Source organism: Kitasatospora paranensis (assembly GCF_039544005.1).
GTDB lineage: Bacteria > Actinomycetota > Actinomycetes > Streptomycetales > Streptomycetaceae > Kitasatospora > Kitasatospora paranensis.
On record NZ_BAABKV010000001.1, the window covers coordinates 3,914,964 to 3,930,969 of the forward strand.

16 protein-coding genes and 1 pseudogene are annotated in these 16,006 nt (G+C 71.3%); all 17 read left to right on the forward strand.

Translation table 11 applies throughout. From position 1 onward, the window contains the following. Positions 1 to 60: 60 nt before the first annotated feature. On the forward strand, positions 61 to 1,023 hold the full coding sequence (locus ABEB13_RS18810; RefSeq protein WP_425559891.1) for a Rossmann-like and DUF2520 domain-containing protein: 963 nt from the start codon (positions 61 to 63) through the stop codon (positions 1,021 to 1,023). A gap of 103 nt (positions 1,024 to 1,126) precedes the next feature. Next, the gene (gene panC, locus ABEB13_RS18815; RefSeq protein WP_425559892.1) at positions 1,127 to 1,918 is read left to right on the forward strand and encodes a pantoate--beta-alanine ligase; all 792 of its coding nucleotides are present in this window, start codon (positions 1,127 to 1,129) and stop codon (positions 1,916 to 1,918) included. Between the two features lie 86 nt (positions 1,919 to 2,004). Continuing rightward, a pseudogene (gene panD / locus ABEB13_RS18820) lies at positions 2,005 to 2,286 on the forward strand (aspartate 1-decarboxylase); the annotation flags it as partial. Between the two features lie 198 nt (positions 2,287 to 2,484). Next, complete coding sequence (locus tag ABEB13_RS18825) at positions 2,485 to 4,140, forward strand: L-aspartate oxidase (RefSeq protein ID WP_345709727.1); 1,656 nt, start codon at positions 2,485 to 2,487, stop codon at positions 4,138 to 4,140. Between the two features lie 55 nt (positions 4,141 to 4,195). Beyond that, positions 4,196 to 5,155: a carboxylating nicotinate-nucleotide diphosphorylase gene (nadC, locus tag ABEB13_RS18830; RefSeq protein ID WP_345706424.1), complete on the forward strand. Its 960-nt coding sequence runs from the start codon at positions 4,196 to 4,198 to the stop codon at positions 5,153 to 5,155. A gap of 25 nt (positions 5,156 to 5,180) precedes the next feature. Further along, positions 5,181 to 5,966 carry a type III pantothenate kinase gene (locus ABEB13_RS18835; RefSeq protein WP_100889623.1) on the forward strand — a complete coding sequence of 262 codons (786 nt, stop codon included), beginning with the start codon at positions 5,181 to 5,183 and terminating at the stop codon, positions 5,964 to 5,966. 116 nt (positions 5,967 to 6,082) lie between these two features. Beyond that, positions 6,083 to 6,625: a hypothetical protein gene (locus ABEB13_RS18840; protein ID WP_345706425.1), complete on the forward strand. Its 543-nt coding sequence runs from the start codon at positions 6,083 to 6,085 to the stop codon at positions 6,623 to 6,625. Continuing rightward, positions 6,622 to 6,789 (forward strand): hypothetical protein, encoded by a 168-nt coding sequence (locus tag ABEB13_RS18845; protein WP_345706426.1) that lies wholly within the window; start codon positions 6,622 to 6,624, stop codon positions 6,787 to 6,789. Before ABEB13_RS18840 ends, ABEB13_RS18845 begins: the two co-directional genes overlap by 4 nt. Positions 6,790 to 6,910: 121 nt before the next feature. Continuing rightward, positions 6,911 to 8,476 carry a bifunctional lysylphosphatidylglycerol synthetase/lysine--tRNA ligase LysX gene (lysX, locus tag ABEB13_RS18850; protein WP_380230820.1) on the forward strand — a complete coding sequence of 522 codons (1,566 nt, stop codon included), beginning with the start codon at positions 6,911 to 6,913 and terminating at the stop codon, positions 8,474 to 8,476. Positions 8,477 to 8,480: 4 nt separating this feature from the next. Beyond that, complete coding sequence (locus tag ABEB13_RS18855; RefSeq protein ID WP_345706427.1) at positions 8,481 to 8,636, forward strand: hypothetical protein; 156 nt, start codon at positions 8,481 to 8,483, stop codon at positions 8,634 to 8,636. Positions 8,637 to 8,745: 109 nt separating this feature from the next. Beyond that, a complete protein-coding gene (locus tag ABEB13_RS18860) occupies positions 8,746 to 9,189 on the forward strand; it encodes a BlaI/MecI/CopY family transcriptional regulator (protein ID WP_345706428.1) in 444 nt (147 codons plus the stop codon). Between the two features lie 9 nt (positions 9,190 to 9,198). Next, positions 9,199 to 9,726: an amino-acid N-acetyltransferase gene (locus ABEB13_RS18865; protein WP_100889619.1), complete on the forward strand. Its 528-nt coding sequence runs from the start codon at positions 9,199 to 9,201 to the stop codon at positions 9,724 to 9,726. A gap of 114 nt (positions 9,727 to 9,840) precedes the next feature. Continuing rightward, a complete protein-coding gene (locus ABEB13_RS18870; RefSeq protein ID WP_100889618.1) occupies positions 9,841 to 10,197 on the forward strand; it encodes a histone-like nucleoid-structuring protein Lsr2 in 357 nt (118 codons plus the stop codon). Positions 10,198 to 10,777: 580 nt separating this feature from the next. Beyond that, entirely contained in the window at positions 10,778 to 11,113 is a 336-nt protein-coding gene (locus ABEB13_RS41115) for a Clp protease N-terminal domain-containing protein (protein ID WP_486335365.1), read from the forward strand. After that, on the forward strand, positions 11,038 to 11,418 hold the full coding sequence (locus ABEB13_RS41120) for a Clp protease N-terminal domain-containing protein (RefSeq protein ID WP_486335371.1): 381 nt from the start codon (positions 11,038 to 11,040) through the stop codon (positions 11,416 to 11,418). Before ABEB13_RS41115 ends, ABEB13_RS41120 begins: the two co-directional genes overlap by 76 nt. Next, positions 11,336 to 13,291, forward strand: coding sequence for an ATP-dependent Clp protease ATP-binding subunit (locus tag ABEB13_RS18875; protein ID WP_486335366.1), 1,956 nt, complete (start codon positions 11,336 to 11,338; stop codon positions 13,289 to 13,291). Before ABEB13_RS41120 ends, ABEB13_RS18875 begins: the two co-directional genes overlap by 83 nt. A gap of 360 nt (positions 13,292 to 13,651) precedes the next feature. After that, positions 13,652 to 15,991: an immune inhibitor A domain-containing protein gene (locus tag ABEB13_RS18880; protein ID WP_345706429.1), complete on the forward strand. Its 2,340-nt coding sequence runs from the start codon at positions 13,652 to 13,654 to the stop codon at positions 15,989 to 15,991. The last annotated feature ends 15 nt before the right edge of the window (positions 15,992 to 16,006 follow it).

Genomic DNA, 16,006 nt, shown 5'->3' on the forward strand with positions numbered 1-16,006 from the left:
GGAGCGGTACGTCTGGTACCTGCCCAGGACTGGAACGGAAGCAATGACGAGGGCCGAGCCGTGAGCGCGTCCGACAATGCCCCGCTCGGCGGGCCCCACGACCCGTTCGGCGGGCCCCGTCCCGGCGATCCGCAGGACCCGGAGAACCGCCCCGCGCGGCTCGCCGTCGGCGTGGTCGGCACCGGCCGGGTCGGCCCCGCGCTCGGCGCCGCGCTCCAGCTGGCCGGCCACCGGGTGGTGGCCGCCTCCGGGGTGTCCACGGCCTCCCGGCGCCGCGCGGATGCGCTGCTGCCCGGCGTCCGGCTGGTCTCCCCGCCGCAGGTGCTGGCCGCGGCCGACCTGGTGCTGCTGACCGTCCCCGACGACGCGCTGGCCGACCTGGTCGGCGGGCTGGCCGCCACCGGGGCCGTCCGGCCCGGGCAGATCGTGGTGCACACCTCGGGCGCGCACGGCGTGGCGGTGCTGGAACCCGCCGTCCGGGCCGGCGCACTGCCGCTGGCCCTGCACCCGGCGATGACCTTCACCGGCACCTCGGTCGACCTGGCCCGGCTGGCCGGCTGCCCGTTCGGCGTGACCGCCCCGCAGGAGCTGCGGCCGGTCGCCGAGGCGCTGGTGGTCGAGATGGGCGGCGAGCCCGAGTGGGTGCCCGAGGATGTCCGCCCGCTCTACCACACGGCCCTGGCGCACGGCGCGAACCACCTGGTCACGCTGGTCGCCCAGGCCCTCGAACTGCTCCGTACGGCGGGTGTCGCCGAGCCGGGGCGCATGCTCGGACCGCTGCTCGGCGCGGCCCTGGACAACGCCCTGCGCTCGGGCGACGCGGCCCTGACCGGACCGGTCGCCCGCGGCGACGCGGGGACGGTCCGGCGCCACCTGGAGCAGCTGGCGGGCGCCTCCCCGGACATCGCTCCGGCGTACCGTGCGATGGCCCGGGCCACCGCACAGCGGGCGCTCCGCGGCGGGACCCTGAAGGAAGAGGCGGCGGCGGCGCTGCTGGACGTACTGAACGAGGAGAAGCACTGATGGCACGCGGCAAGCAGCCGGCCCGGGCGAAGGCCCCCGCACCACCGTCGTCACGCACACCGTCGGCGACTTCGAGGCCGCCTTCTGGCCGGACGAGCAGCCGGTGGACAACGCCGTCGTGATGACCATGGGCGCCCTGCACGAGGGGCACGCCGCGCTGGTGCGCGCCGCCCGCAAGCAGGTCGGCCGGGACGGCCGGGTCGCCGTGACGGTCTTCGTGAACCCGCTGCAGTTCGGCGCCGGCGAGGACCTGGAGCGCTACCCGCGCAGCCTGGACGAGGACGTGCGGCTGGCCGGCGAGATGGGCGCCGACGTGGTGTTCGCGCCGTCCGCCGAGGAGATGTACCCCAACGGCGAGCCGCTGGTACGGCTGTCGGCCGGCCCGATGGGCGCCGGCTTCGAGGGCGCGTCCCGGCCCGGCCACTTCGACGGCATGCTGACCGTGGTCGCCAAGCTGCTCCACATCACCGACCCGGACTACGCCTTCTTCGGTGAGAAGGACGCCCAGCAGCTGGCGATCGTCCGACGGATGGTCGCCGACCTCGACTTCGACGTGGAGGTCGTCGGCGTCCCGACCGCCCGCGAGGAGGACGGCCTGGCGCTGTCCTCCCGCAACCGCTTCCTGTCCGACACCGAGCGCGGCCAGGCCCTGGCCCTGTCGAAGGCGCTGTTCGCGGGCCGCGACGCGGGCGCGCAGGGCGCCAAGGCCGTCCGCTCCGCGGCCGCCGACGCCCTGGACGGCGCCTCCGGTGTCACCCTCGACTACCTCGCCCTGATCGACCCGGACTCCTTCACCGAGGCGCCGGACGACTTCCGGGGCGAGGCGGTGCTGGCCGTCGCCGCGAAGGTGGGCTCCACCCGCCTGATCGACAACGTCCGCATCATCGTCCGCTAGGACGAGCCCCGGCCCCACCCGACGTCCCACCCCCGCACCCGTTGCCGGCATGCACTCACAGGAGGCGTGACCAGATGCTCCGCACCATGCTCAAGTCCAAGATCCACCGGGCCACGGTGACCCAGGCCGACCTGCACTACGTCGGCTCCGTCACCGTCGACGAGGACCTGCTCGACGCCGCCGACCTGCTCCCCGGCGAACTCGTCCACATCGTCGACGTCACCAACGGCGCCCGGCTGGAGACCTACACCATCGCCGGGCCGCGCGGCTCCGGCGTGATCGGCATCAACGGCGCCGCCGCCCACCTCGTCCACCCCGGCGATCTGGTGATCCTCATCGGCTACGGCCAGATGGACACCGCGGAGGCCAAGGCGTACCTGCCGAAGGTGGTCTTCGTGGACGGGCAGAACCGCATCACCGGCACCGGTGCGGACGCCGCCGAGGCGCCCGAGGGCAGCGGGCTGCTCCGGGGCGACCTGGGGGCTCCCCGGCGCAGGCACGGGGAGCGTACGGTGATGCGAACGGCGCGGCCACGGCCGCCGCGCACTGAAGGAGCCAGTGAAGCCATGTCGTACCGTCTGACCGCCCCCGCCCCCGGCTGGACCGCGACCACCGACGTGGTCGTGGTCGGCTCCGGGGTGGCCGGCCTCACCGTCGCACTCAACGTCCGCAAGGCCGGCCTGCGGGCCATGGTGGTCACCAAGGCGATGCTGGACGACGGCTCCACCCGCTGGGCCCAGGGCGGCATCGCCGCCGCCCTGGGCGACGGGGACACCCCCGACCAGCACCTCGACGACACCCTGGTCGCCGGCGCCGGCCTGTGCGACGAGGACGCCGTGCGCACCCTGGTCACCGAGGGCCCCGGCGCGGTGCGCCGGCTGATCGGCGTCGGCGCCGCCTTCGACCAGGACGCGGACGGCGCGATCCTGCTCACCCGCGAGGGCGGCCACCACCGCCGGCGGATCGCGCACGCCGGCGGCGACGCGACCGGCGCCGAGATATCGCGCGCCCTGGTCGCCGCCGTCCGCAGCGACCCCGGCATCGAGCTGATCGAGCACGCCCTCGTCCTCGACCTGCTCACCGACGCCGACGGCCACGCCGCCGGTCTCACCCTGCACGTCATGGGCGAGGGCCAGCGCGACGGCGTCGGCGCCGTCCGGGCCCGCGCGGTGGTGCTCGCCACCGGCGGCATGGGCCAGGTCTTCTCCGCCACCACCAACCCGCCGGTCTCCACTGGCGACGGCGTCGCGCTGGCGCTGCGCGCCGGCGCCGAGGTCACCGACCTGGAGTTCGTGCAGTTCCACCCGACGGTGCTCTGGCTCGGCCCGGAGGCAGAGGGCCAGCAGCCTCTGGTCTCCGAGGCCGTCCGCGGCGAGGGCGCCCACCTGGTGGACGCCGACGGCACCCGTTTCATGCTCGGGCAGCACGAGCTCGCCGAGCTCGCCCCGCGCGACATCGTCGCCAAGGCGATCACCCTGCAGATGCAGGCCCGGGACGCCGAGCACATGTACCTGGACGGGCGGCACTTCGGCGCCGCGATGTGGGAGGAACGCTTCCCGACCATCCTCGCGTCGTGCCGTTCGCACGGCATCGACCCGGTCACCGACCTGATCCCGATCGCCCCGGCCGCCCACTACGCCTCCGGCGGGGTGCGCACCGACCTGTCCGGCCGCACCACCGTGCCCGGCCTGTACGCCTGCGGCGAGGTCGCCTGCACCGGGGTGCACGGCGCCAACCGGCTGGCCTCCAACTCCCTGCTGGAGGGCCTGGTCTTCGCCGAGCGGATCGCCGCCGACCTGACCGCCCGCGACGCCGCGGGCGACCTGCCCGAGCGGTCGGTCGACGTCGCCGCGGCGCGGGCCGCCGAGCCCGCTCCGCTGCTCGCCCCGGAGGCCCGCGCCGAGATCCAGCGGCTGATGTCGCGGGGCGCGGGCGTGCTCCGCTCGGCCTCGTCGATGGCCGCCACCGCCGCGGGCCTGGCCGCCCTGGGCCGGGACGCCGCCGCCTACCTCGACGAGGGCAAGCCGGCCGACCCCCGGGTGGAGACCTGGGAGGCGGCCAACCTGCACCTGGTGGCGACCGCGCTGGTGGCCGCCGCCGCCCGGCGCGAGGAGACCCGCGGCTGCCACTGGCGCGAGGACTTCCCGGAGCGGGAAGACGCCGGCTGGCGCCGCCACCTGGTCACCACGCTCGGCGCGGACGGCTCCCCGGAGCCCCGGTGACCGTCCGCACCGCGCCCCTCCACCCTCTGCTCATGACCCTTCCAAGGAGCCACCGATGACCCACGACGAACTCCCGCTCGCCTCCGGCGGCTGCGGCGACGGCTGCGCCTGCGGCGACGGCGAGGCGTACGAGACCGGGCTGGACCCGGCGCTCGCCGCCCTGCTGGAGGAGGCCGGACTGGACCCGGTCGAGGTCGAGGACATCGCGACGCTGGCGCTCGCCGAGGACCTGGCCGGCGGCGAGGACGTGACGTCGGTGGCGACCGTGCCGGCCGACGCGGTGGCCACCGCCGACTTCACCGCCCGCGAGGCCGGCACCGTGGCGGGCCTGCGGGTCGCCGAGGCCGTGGTCTCGCTGGTCTGCGAGGAGGAGTTCGAGGTCGAGCGGCACGTCGAGGACGGCGCCCGGGTCGAGGCCGGCCAGGTGCTGCTGTCGGTGCGCAGCCGCACCCGGGACCTGCTGACCGCCGAGCGCAGCGCGCTCAACCTGCTCTGCCACCTGTCCGGCATCGCCACCGCGACCCGGGCCTGGGCGGACGCCCTCGCCGGCACCGGCGCGACCGTCCGCGACACCCGCAAGACCACGCCGGGCCTGCGGGCCCTGGAGAAGTTCGCCGTCCGCTGCGGCGGCGGCAGCAACCACCGGATGGCGCTGTCCGACGCCGCCCTGGTGAAGGACAACCACGTGGTGGCGGCCGGCGGCGTCGCGGAGGCCTTCCTGGCCGTCCGGGCCGCCTACCCGGAGCTGCCGGTGGAGATCGAGGTGGACACCCTGGAGCAGATCCCGCCCGTCCTCGAGGCCGGGGCGGACCTCATCCTGCTGGACAACTTCACCGTCACCGAGCTCAAGGAGGCGGTGGCGCTGGTCGCCGGCCGGGCACGGCTGGAGGCCTCCGGCGGGCTGACCCTGGCCACCGCGCGCGAGGTCGCCGAGACTGGTGTCGACTACCTGGCCGTCGGGGCGCTCACGCACTCGTCGCCGGTCCTCGACATCGGCCTGGACCTCCGCGCCTGATCCCGTCTCACCAGAAAGCCACCCCGTGCTCCTCACCATCGACGTCGGCAACACCCAGACCACGCTCGGCCTGTTCGACGGCGAGGAGATCGTCGAACACTGGCGGATCTCCACCGATCCCCGGCGCACCGCCGACGAACTGGCCGTGCTGATGCAGGGCCTGATGGGAGCCCACCCCATCGTCTCCTCGGACGACCGGGTGGCGGGGCTGGCGATCTGCTCGTCCGTGCCCGCCGTGCTCCACGAGCTCCGCGAGGTCACCCGCCGCTACTACGGCGACGTGCCCGCGGTGATCGTGGAGCCGGGGGTGAAGACCGGGGTGCACGTCCTGATGGACAACCCCAAGGAGGTCGGCGCCGACCGGATCGTGAACGCGCTCGCCGCCAACCACCTGTACGGCGGCCCGTGCATCGTGGTCGACTTCGGGACGGCGACCACCTTCGACGCGGTGAACGCCCGCGGCGACTACGTGGGCGGTGCGATCGCCCCCGGCATCGAGATCTCGGTGGAGGCGCTCGGCGCCCGCGGCGCGCAGCTGCGCAAGATCGAGCTGGCCAAGCCCCGCAACGTGATCGGCAAGAACACCGTGGAGGGGATGCAGTCCGGCATCCTCTACGGCTTCGCCGGCCAGGTCGACGGCCTGGTCAACCGGATGGCCCGGGAGCTCTCGAAGGACCCGGACGACGTCCAGGTGATCGCCACCGGCGGCCTGGCCCCGCTGGTCCTCGGCGAGGCCGAGACCATCGACGTGTACGAGCCCTGGCTCACCCTGATCGGCCTGCGCCTGGTCTACGAGCGCAACAAGGCGTGACGGCCCGTCCGCGGCACGTGCGTTGACACCGGGTCAGATCAGCACCAGATACGCCAATCGGGACAACTGCGGCGCCAATCGTCAGAAATCGGACGTACGCCACGTAGTGTCAACGCATGCCTACGCCACACGGATCGCGCGGCGGCATGGCCTTCAGCGCCGACGAAGTCCGCGTGCTGCGCCGCGCCCTCGCCCAAGCCCTCTACCCGGCCCTCCCGGAGAGACTGCAGACACCCGGGACGTCCGCCCCGCTGTGGGCGGAGGACGTCCAGGAGGCCCTGCGGCTGACCGAGGCCATCGACGAGGCCGCCCAGGAGGGCGGCCGGCTGCGCACCTTCCTGCTCGCCGACCTGGCCCGCTACCGGGCGGCCCTGCCCGGCGGCGTCCGGGGCTACCTCGAACGGCTGGAGGAGGCGGTCACCGACGGGTACCTCCCCACCCCGGACGACCTGTCGGCGCTCCGCTCGCTCTCCCGGCAGCCGTGCGGCCCCGCCGAGCGCTCGCGGCGCTCCCGGCTGGCGGGACGCTGCCACGCACTGGCCGAGGCGGAGGTCCGCGAGCGGCTCTCCCTCACCTCGGGGCAGCGCCACCTGGCGGCGGTCCCCAGCCCGGCGTCCGAACCCCTGCCCGCCACCCCCTTGGAGGACGGATCCCGATGAGCAACCCCAAGCCCCCGGCCCCGGCCGAGCGCCAGCAGCCCCGACGGATGCCCACTCCCGCGGAACTCTTCGGCCGCCGCCCCAAGGCCAAGCCGCAGCAGTCCGAGCCCTCCCCCGCCGACAGCGACGACGAGGAGCCCGAACTCGCCACCGGCACCGGCTGAGCCTGCGGCGGCACGGGCCCGCACGGCCCGCACGGCCCCCGGCGCGCCCCCGCGGCGCACCGGGGGCCGTCCGCGTCAATCCCGTGGCGGTCCACCCCGTGAGGCTGGCTACCCTTGTGGGGTGAGCGATCAGAGCACCGTCCCCGCGACCGACGACCTTCCCGAGCAGATGCGCGTCCGGCGCGAGAAGCTGGACCGGCTCCGGGCCGCCGGCATCGACCCGTACCCGGTCGGTTTCCCCCGCACCTCCACCATCGCCGACCTGCGGGCCAAGCACCCCGACCTGGCGGCGGACACCGCGACGGGCGAGCGCGCGGGCATCACCGGCCGCGTCATCCTGGCCCGCACCGGCGGCAAGCTCTGCTTCGCGACGCTGCGCGACGGCTCCGGCGACCTCCAGGTGATGCTCTCCCTCGACAAGCTCGGCGAGGAGCGCCTGGCCGCCTGGAAGACCGACATCGACCTCGGCGACCAGGTCGGCGTCGAGGGCGAGGTCATCACCTCGCGGCGCGGCGAGCTGAGCGTCATGGTGGACCGCTGGGAGCTCACCGCCAAGTGCCTGCGCCCGCTGCCGGACAAGCACAAGGGCCTGACCGACCCGGAGGCCCGCGTCCGCCAGCGGTACGTGGACCTGATCGTGAACCCCGAGGCGCGCGAGATGCTCCACCTGCGCACCCGGGTGATCCGCTCGATCCGCCGCACCTACGAGGACCGCGGCTACCTCGAGGTCGAGACCCCGATGCTGCAGCCGATCCACGGCGGCGCCAACGCCCGCCCGTTCATCACCCACAGCAACGCGTACGACGTCGACCTGTACCTGCGGATCGCGACCGAGCTGTACCTCAAGCGCCTGGTGGTCGGCGGCGCCGAGAAGGTCTTCGAGATCAACCGGAACTTCCGCAACGAGGGCGCCGACGCGACCCACAACCCGGAGTTCACCGCCCTGGAGTCGTACGAGGCCTACGGCGACTACGACACCCAGGCCGAGCTGATCCGGGCGATCATCGTCAACGCCGCCCGGGACGCGCTCGGCACCACCGTGGTCCGCGGCATCGGGCCGGACGGCCAGGAGCACGAGATCGACCTGGCCGAGCCCTGGTCCGAGGTGTCCGTCTACCCGGGCATCTCGGCCCGGCTCGGCAGCGAGATCACCCCGGAGACCTCCGTCGAGGAGCTGCGCAAGCTCGCCGACGAGGCGGGCGTGCCGTGGGAGAAGCAGTGGGGCCACGGCCAGATCGTCCTGGAGATGATCGAGCGGCTGCTGGAGCACAACGCGATCACGCCGACCTTCATCCGGGACTACCCGACCGAGGTGTCCCCGCTCACCCGGCAGCACCGCTCGATCGCGGGCGTCGCCGAGAAGTGGGACCTGGTGATCTTCGGCACCGAGATCGGCACCGCCTACTCGGAGCTGATCGACCCGGTCGAGCAGCGCGCCCGCCTCACCGCCCAGTCGCTGCTCGCGGCCGGCGGCGACGTCGAGGCGATGCAGCTGGACGAGGACTTCCTGCGCGCCCTGGAGTACGCGATGCCGCCCACCGGCGGCCTCGGCCTCGGCGTGGACCGCCTGATCATGCTGCTCACCGGCAAGAACATCCGCGAGACGGTGCTCTTCCCGCTGGTGAAGCCGGATCGCGGCGGCGCGGACAAGGGCGGCAGCGCCGCCGACACGAGCGACGAGGAGTGACCTGATGGACTACGTCAGCGCGATCGTGCCCCCGCTGGTCATGGCGATCGGCTTCGGCTTCCTGGTGCGGGCCATCATCCGCAGCCAGGGCGGCGCCCAGAAGGCCAAGGAGGACGCCGCGGCCGACGCCATGGCCGCCGCCCGCGGCTCGGCCGAATAGGCCGCCCGCAGGCCCCTCCCGCGCGCCGTCACCCCAAAGGGTGGCGGCGCGCCGGTCTGCCCGGTGAATCGCGGTCTCTGCCCGAATCACTTCCTATCCTGGCCGGACTATGGTGCGGCAGCTCGGAGAACTCGAGAACGACATCATGACCAGGGTGTGGCAGTGGAACCGCCCGGTCACCGTACGCGAGGTGCTGGAGGATCTCCGGGAGGAGCGCGAAATCGCGTACACCACCGTGATGACGGTGCTGGACAAGCTCCACCGAAAGGGATGGCTGCGCCGCGAGCAGGCCGGCCGGGCCTATCGATATGAGCCGGTGTCCTCCCGCGAGGCGTACACCGCCGCGCTGATGAACGACGCCTGGGCGACCAGTGACAATCCCGCGGCCGCCCTGGTGCACTTCTTCGGTCTGATGTCGCCGGAACAGCGCGAGGCGCTGCGGGACGCACTGCGGGTGGCCGCCGTCCTTCCCGCGGATCCGGAACGCGCCGAGAGCGCGCATCCGGAGCCCGGGAACGGCACCGGGGCGACCGGCGGCGCCGGGGCGCGATAACGTCCCGGCATGGAGGTCACCATCCGCCGGGCGCGGACCACCGATGTGCGGGCAGTGCGCGGTCTCATCGACGCGTACTCGCGCAACGGCATTCTGCTCGACAAGCCCACCGTCACCCTCTTCGAATCCGTGCAGGAGTTCTGGGTGGCCGAGCGCGACGACACCGGCACGGTGGTCGCCTGCGGCGCCCTGCACGTGATGTGGGAGGACCTGGCCGAGGTTCGCACGCTCGCGGTCGATCCGTCCTGCCAGGGGCACGGCATCGGGCACACCCTGCTGGAGAAGCTGCTGCAGACCGCCCGCTGGCTCGGCGTCCGTCGGATTTTCTGCTTGACGTTCGAGGTGGCCTTCTTCGCGAAACACGGTTTCGTCGAGATCGGCGAGAGCGACGACCGCAGTGCGGATCCGGCCGCGGTCGCCGCAGAAGTCTATGAAGAACTCCTGCGTTCGTACGATGAAGGTGTCGCGGAGTTCCTGGACCTGAAGCGGGTGAAGCCCAACACACTGGGCAACTCGCGCATGCTCTTGCACCTCTGAGCCGAGCGTGCGCCCCTTGTCGGCGGTACTCCCCGGGGAGAGGGGTTTGTGTTTTCCGGGGAAAGGCGGTTTCCTTTGCCTAGGCAATCTGTCGTTAACTCGGAAAGGAAGCCCGTGGCACAGAGGGTGCAGGTCATTCTTGAAGACGATCTCGACGGCGGCTCCGCGGACGAGACGGTGACGTTCGCTCTCGACGGCGTTGCCTACGAGATCGACCTGAAGAGCGACAACGCAGACAAGCTCCGCGATCTGCTGGCCCCGTTCGTGGAGAAGGGCCGCAAGCAGAGCGGCCGCATCACCGGCGCCCGACGTGGCGGCGGGCGCAGCGCCGGCCGTCCGGCCGCGGCCGCCCCGGCCCCGGACACCGCGAAGATCCGGAACTGGGCCAAGGAGAACGGCTTCGACATCAACGACCGCGGCCGCGTGCCCGGCGAGATCAAGGCCGCGTACGACAAGGCACACGCCTCCTGACCACCACCGGAGGCCCGGGCCGGCCGTTCCGCACCGCCATCGACATGGCAGGTGCATGATCGGCCGGTCCGATGACGGGCAGCGGAACGCCCATGGGCTGTGCAACGCTGGAGGAAGCGGAGTGGTCACGCGGACCCGCCCGACCGGCGGTATCCGCGGGCCCGACCGGCGGGACGGTCTGACCGGCCGTCATCCGGGCCGCGCCGACCGGCGATCCGGGGCGACTTCTCGCCAGGCGAACAGCGCCACCGCGGAAACTGCGCGAATCTCCCCGTGATACCGGGTATGAATGCAGGTGGGCGGGGTCGCAGGACTCCGACCGGGCAGTTCGCGCGGCCGGGCCTCCGGCATCGGGTGCTTGTTCGCCGTTGGCGTAGCGGATATCCGGTGCATCGGGGCCCCCTGTGGGAACACCGACTCCCAGCATCAGGTTGGGATTGGTGTCGGCTGGTCGCGCAGCATGAAGTCCCCACGCGAGTGGGGCTTGTCCGTGGGCCGCGCCGCTGAGCGGGACTAGCATGCGGAAGGACAGGGCGGGGACGGACCCCGAACTGGCCGACCGCTCTGAGGAGCGAAAACGATGTTCGAAAGGTTCACCGACCGCGCGCGGCGGGTTGTCGTCCTGGCTCAGGAAGAAGCCCGGATGCTCAACCACAACTACATCGGCACCGAGCACATCCTCCTGGGCCTGATCCACGAGGGTGAAGGTGTCGCCGCCAAGGCCCTGGAGAGCCTCGGGATCTCGCTCGAGGCGGTCCGGCAGCAGGTCGAGGAGATCATCGGTCAGGGCCAGCAGGCCCCGTCCGGCCACATCCCCTTCACCCCCGGGCGAAGAAGGTCCTGGAGCTCTCGCTCCGCGAGGCCCTCCAGCTCGGACACAACTACATCGGCACCGAGCACATCCTGCTCGGCCTGATCCGCGAGGGCGAGGGCGTCGCCGCCCAGGTCCTGGTGAAGCTGGGCGCCGATCTGAACCGGGTGCGCCAGCAGGTCATCCAGCTGCTCTCCGGGTACTCCGGCGGCGGCAAGGAGTCGGCCACGGCCGGCGGCCCCGCCGAGGGCACCCTCCACCTCGCTGGTCCTCGACCAGTTCGGCCGGAACCTCACCCAGGCCGCCCGCGAGGCCAAGCTCGACCCGGTGATCGGGCGCGAGAAGGAGATCGAGCGGGTCATGCAGGTGCTGTCCCGCCGCACCAAGAACAACCCCGTGCTGATCGGTGAGCCCGGCGTCGGCAAGACCGCCGTCGTCGAGGGCCTGGCCCAGGCGATCGTCAAGGGCGAGGTCCCGGAGACGCTGAAGGACAAGCAGCTCTACACGCTGGACCTCGGCGCCCTGGTCGCGGGCTCCCGCTACCGCGGTGACTTCGAGGAGCGCCTGAAGAAGGTGCTCAAGGAGATCCGCACCCGCGGCGACATCATCCTGTTCATCGACGAGCTGCACACCCTGGTCGGCGCGGGCGCCGCCGAGGGCGCGATCGACGCAGCCAGCATCCTCAAGCCGATGCTGGCCCGCGGCGAGCTGCAGACCATCGGTGCCACCACGCTCGACGAGTACCGCAAGCACCTGGAGAAGGACGCCGCGCTGGAGCGCCGCTTCCAGCCGATCCAGGTCGCCGAGCCGTCGCTGCCGCACACCATCGAGATCCTCAAGGGCCTGCGCGACCGGTACGAGGCGCACCACCGGGTCTCGATCACCGACGCCGCCCTGGTCGCCGCCGCCACCCTGGCCGACCGGTACATCTCGGACCGCTTCCTGCCGGACAAGGCGATCGACCTGATCGACGAGGCCGGCTCCCGGATGCGCATCCGCCGGATGACCGCGCCGCCGGACCTGCGCGAGTTCGACGAGAAGATCGCCGAGGTCCGCCGCGAGAAGGAGAGCGCGATCGACGCGCAGGACTTCGAGAAGGCCGCCTCGCTGCGCGACGACGAGAAGCAGCTGCTCACCGCGAAGGCCAAGCGGGAGAAGGAGTGGAAGGCCGGCGACATGGACGTCGTGGCCGAGGTCGACGAGGAGCTCATCGCCGAGGTCCTGGCCACCGCCACCGGCATCCCGGTCTTCAAGCTGACCGAGGAGGAGTCCTCCCGCCTGCTGCGCATGGAGGACGAGCTGCACAAGCGCGTCATCGGCCAGAAGGACGCCATCAAGGCGCTCTCCCAGGCCATCCGGCGCACCCGTGCGGGCCTCAAGGACCCGAAGCGACCCGGCGGCTCGTTCATCTTCGCCGGCCCGTCCGGCGTCGGTAAGACCGAGCTGTCCAAGACGCTGGCGGAGTTCCTGTTCGGCGACGAGGACGCGCTGATCGCCCTCGACATGTCGGAGTTCTCGGAGAAGCACACCGTCTCCCGGCTGTTCGGCTCCCCGCCCGGCTACGTCGGCTACGAGGAGGGCGGCCAGCTCACCGAGAAGGTGCGCCGCAAGCCGTTCTCGGTCGTCCTCTTCGACGAGGTCGAGAAGGCCCACCCGGACATCTTCAACTCGCTGCTGCAGATCCTGGAGGACGGTCGCCTGACCGACTCCCAGGGCCGCGTGGTCGACTTCAAGAACACGGTCATCATCATGACCACCAACCTCGGCACCCGGGACATCTCGAAGGGCTTCAACCTGGGCTTCGCCGCCACGGGCGACGCCGCCAGCGGGTACGAGCGGATGAAGGCCAAGGTCAGCGAGGAGCTCAAGCAGCACTTCCGCCCCGAGTTCCTGAACCGCGTCGACGACATCGTCGTCTTCCACCAGCTGTCCGAGGAAGACATCATCCAGATCGTCGACCTCATGATCGCCAAGGTGGACGGCCGCCTGAAGGACCGCGACATGGGCCTGGAGCTCAGCATCGAGGCCAAGAAGCTCCTCGCGAAGAAGGGCTACGACCCGCTGCTGGGCGCCCGGCCGCTGCGCCGGACGATCCAGCGCGAGATCGAGGACCACCTCTCCGAGAAGATCCTCTTCGGCGAGCTGCGCGCCGGCCACATCGTGGTCGTCGGCACCGAGGGCGAGGGCAAGGAAGCCAAGTTCACCTTCCGGGGCGAGGAGAAGTCCCCGGTGGCGGACACTCCGGCCGCGGTCGGTTCGCCCGGCCCGGACCTCACGAAGTAACCCGCAGTAACCAGAAAGGCCTCGGCCCCGGCGATTCGCCGGGGCCGAGGCCTTTTCAGTTTGAAAACTGTTTAGACATCCATGACCTGTGATCTGCCGGGGTATGGCCCAGGCGTGGTGCGACGCACGGGGCTGTACGGATGCGATGGATGGCCCAACCCCAGGCCCTACCATTACTATTGACCGACCGTCAGTTGATCACGAAGCCCTGGAGGATAGCGTCGTGATCATGCATGGTCAAGGTCTTTCTTTTTTACCCGCTCTTGGATCAAATGTCGTCCACCTGTCTTTCATTGGTTCACCGGCCGCGCCAAGAGCACGTGCCGGTAAGGGGAGGACGTCACCACGTTGAAGATATCCATGAGGGCCGCTGCGGCCACTGCTGCCATCGCGGTCACGGCCGCGCTCGGCGCGGGTCTGCTGCCCGGGACGGCCACCGCCGCCACGCCGGCCCCCGTCTCGCACGACCCGGCCGACGTACAGGCCGGCAAGGTCGAGCACAACCTGCCGGGCCCGCTGACCGAGAAGGTCGACGCCGAGCAGAAGGCTGCCACCGAGCAGCTGCTCGCCGGCACCGCCAAGATCGAGAAGCACGGCAGCAGCACCTCGGTGAAGCTCGGCCGTGACAAGTACGTGGAGCTCGCCCGCGAGCGCACGGACAAGATCTTCACCATCCTCGTCGACTTCGGCGACCAGGTGGACAACACCACCACGACGCCCGACGGCAAGGTCAAGTACGGCGGCCAGCCCGGCCCGGCGCACAACCAGATCGCCAAGCCGGACGCCGCGACGAACAACTCGACCGCCTGGCAGGCCGATTACAACCAGCAGCACTACCAGGACCTGTACTTCTCGAAGACCGGCGACTCGCTGAAGACCTTCTACGAGAAGCAGTCCTCGGGCCGCTACTCGGTCGACGGCCAGGTCACCGACTGGGTGCGGGTGCCGTGGAACGAGGCCCGTTACGGCTCGGACTACTGCGGCGCCCACGTCTGCAACAACGCGCAGGACCTGATCCGCGACGGCATCAACGCCTGGGTCGCCGACCAGAAGGCCAAGGGCCAGACGGACGCCCAGATCAAGGCCACCATCGCGCAGTACGACCAGTGGGACCGGTACGACTACGACCACGACGGCAACTTCAACGAGCCCGACGGTTACATCGACCACTTCCAGATCGTGCACGCCGGTGAGGACCAGTCCGCCGGCGGCGGCGTCCAGGGCACCGACGCGCTCTGGGCCCACCGCAGCTACGTGTACGGCGCCCAGGCCGGCAAGACCGGCCCGGACAACAACAAGCTCGGCGGCACCCCGGTCGGCACCAGCGGCATCTGGGTCGGCGACTACACCATGCAGCCGGAGAACGGCGGCCTCGGCGTCTTCGCCCACGAGTACGGCCACGACCTCGGTCTGCCGGACCTGTACGACACCACCGGTGCCGACGACAACTCGGTCGGCTTCTGGTCGCTGATGTCGTCCGGTTCCTGGCTCGGCGACGGCAAGAACTCGATCGGCGACAAGCCGGGCGACCTCGACGCGTGGAGCAAGCTGCAGCTCGGCTGGCTCAACTACGACAAGGCCACCGCCAACAAGCTCTCCTTCCACCTGGTGGGCCCGGCCGAGTACAACACCAAGCGGCCGCAGGCCGTCGTGGTCGACCTGCCGAAGAAGACCGTCACCACCGAGATCAACACCCCGTACGCGGGTGCCAACGAGTGGTGGAGCGGCAGCGCCGACAACCTCAACGTCTCGCTGGTGCGCGACGTCGACCTGACCGGCAAGTCGGCGGCCACGCTGACCGCCAAGGCCTGGTACGACATCGAGCAGGACTACGACTACGGCTACGCCGAGGTCTCCACCGACGGCGGCGCCCACTGGACCGCGCTCGACGGCACCTTCAACGGCACCGCGCTGCAGAAGGACGGCGCCAACGCGCCGGCCCTCACCGGCAACTCGGGCGGCAAGTGGGGCGACGTCTCCTACCCGCTGAACGCCTACGCCGGCAAGGCCGTCAAGGTCCGCTTCCACTACACCACCGACGGCGGCCTGCACCTCAAGGGCCTCGCGCTGGACAACATCGCGGTCACCGCCGACGGCTCCGCGCTGTTCTCCGACGACGCCGAGCAGGGTGACAACGGCTGGACGGCCACCGGCTTCTCGCGCATCGCGGGCAAGTTCTCCAACGAGTACGCCCAGTACTACATCGCCGAGAACCGTCAGTACGTGTCCTACGACACCACGCTGAAGACCGGTCCGTACGTCTTCGGCTCCACCACCCGTCCGAACTGGGTCGACCACTACCAGAACCAGAACGGCATCCTGATCTGGCTGTGGGACACCTCGCAGTCCGACAACAACGTCACCGGTCACCCGGGCGCCGGTCTGATCCTCCCGATCGACTCGCACCCGACCCCGCTGAAGTGGACCGACGGCACCCTCATGCGCTCGCGCCTGCAGGGCTACGACTCGCCGTTCGGCCTGGACCGCACCGACGGTCTGTCCCTGCACCGGGCCGACGTGCTCACCAAGATCCCGGCCGCGCGTGGCGTCAGCACCTTCGACGACCACAACAAGTCGTACTGGGACGCTTCGACCCCGTTCAGCAGCGTGAAGGTCCCGGACACCCGTACCGCGATCGACGTGCTGTGGAACAGCTCGAACAACCTGGAGGCCATCCTCATGGTGAGGCCGACCTTCTGACCCTCCATCGGATGA

What these genes read in the sequence shown, in the direction of transcription:
- ABEB13_RS18825 (WP_345709727.1), top strand. Translation starts at nt 2,485, where the DNA reads ATGTCGTACCGTCTGACCGCCCCCGCCCCCGGCTGGACCGCGACCACC.
- nadC (WP_345706424.1), top strand. Translation starts at nt 4,196, where the DNA reads ATGACCCACGACGAACTCCCGCTCGCCTCCGGCGGCTGCGGCGACGGC.
- ABEB13_RS18840 (WP_345706425.1), top strand. Translation starts at nt 6,083, where the DNA reads ATGCCTACGCCACACGGATCGCGCGGCGGCATGGCCTTCAGCGCCGAC.
- ABEB13_RS18845 (WP_345706426.1), top strand. Translation starts at nt 6,622, where the DNA reads ATGAGCAACCCCAAGCCCCCGGCCCCGGCCGAGCGCCAGCAGCCCCGA.
- ABEB13_RS18855 (WP_345706427.1), top strand. Translation starts at nt 8,481, where the DNA reads ATGGACTACGTCAGCGCGATCGTGCCCCCGCTGGTCATGGCGATCGGC.
- ABEB13_RS18860 (WP_345706428.1), top strand. Translation starts at nt 8,746, where the DNA reads ATGGTGCGGCAGCTCGGAGAACTCGAGAACGACATCATGACCAGGGTG.
- ABEB13_RS18865 (WP_100889619.1), top strand. Translation starts at nt 9,199, where the DNA reads ATGGAGGTCACCATCCGCCGGGCGCGGACCACCGATGTGCGGGCAGTG.
- ABEB13_RS41115 (WP_486335365.1), top strand. Translation starts at nt 10,778, where the DNA reads ATGTTCGAAAGGTTCACCGACCGCGCGCGGCGGGTTGTCGTCCTGGCT.
- ABEB13_RS18880 (WP_345706429.1), top strand. Translation starts at nt 13,652, where the DNA reads ATGAGGGCCGCTGCGGCCACTGCTGCCATCGCGGTCACGGCCGCGCTC.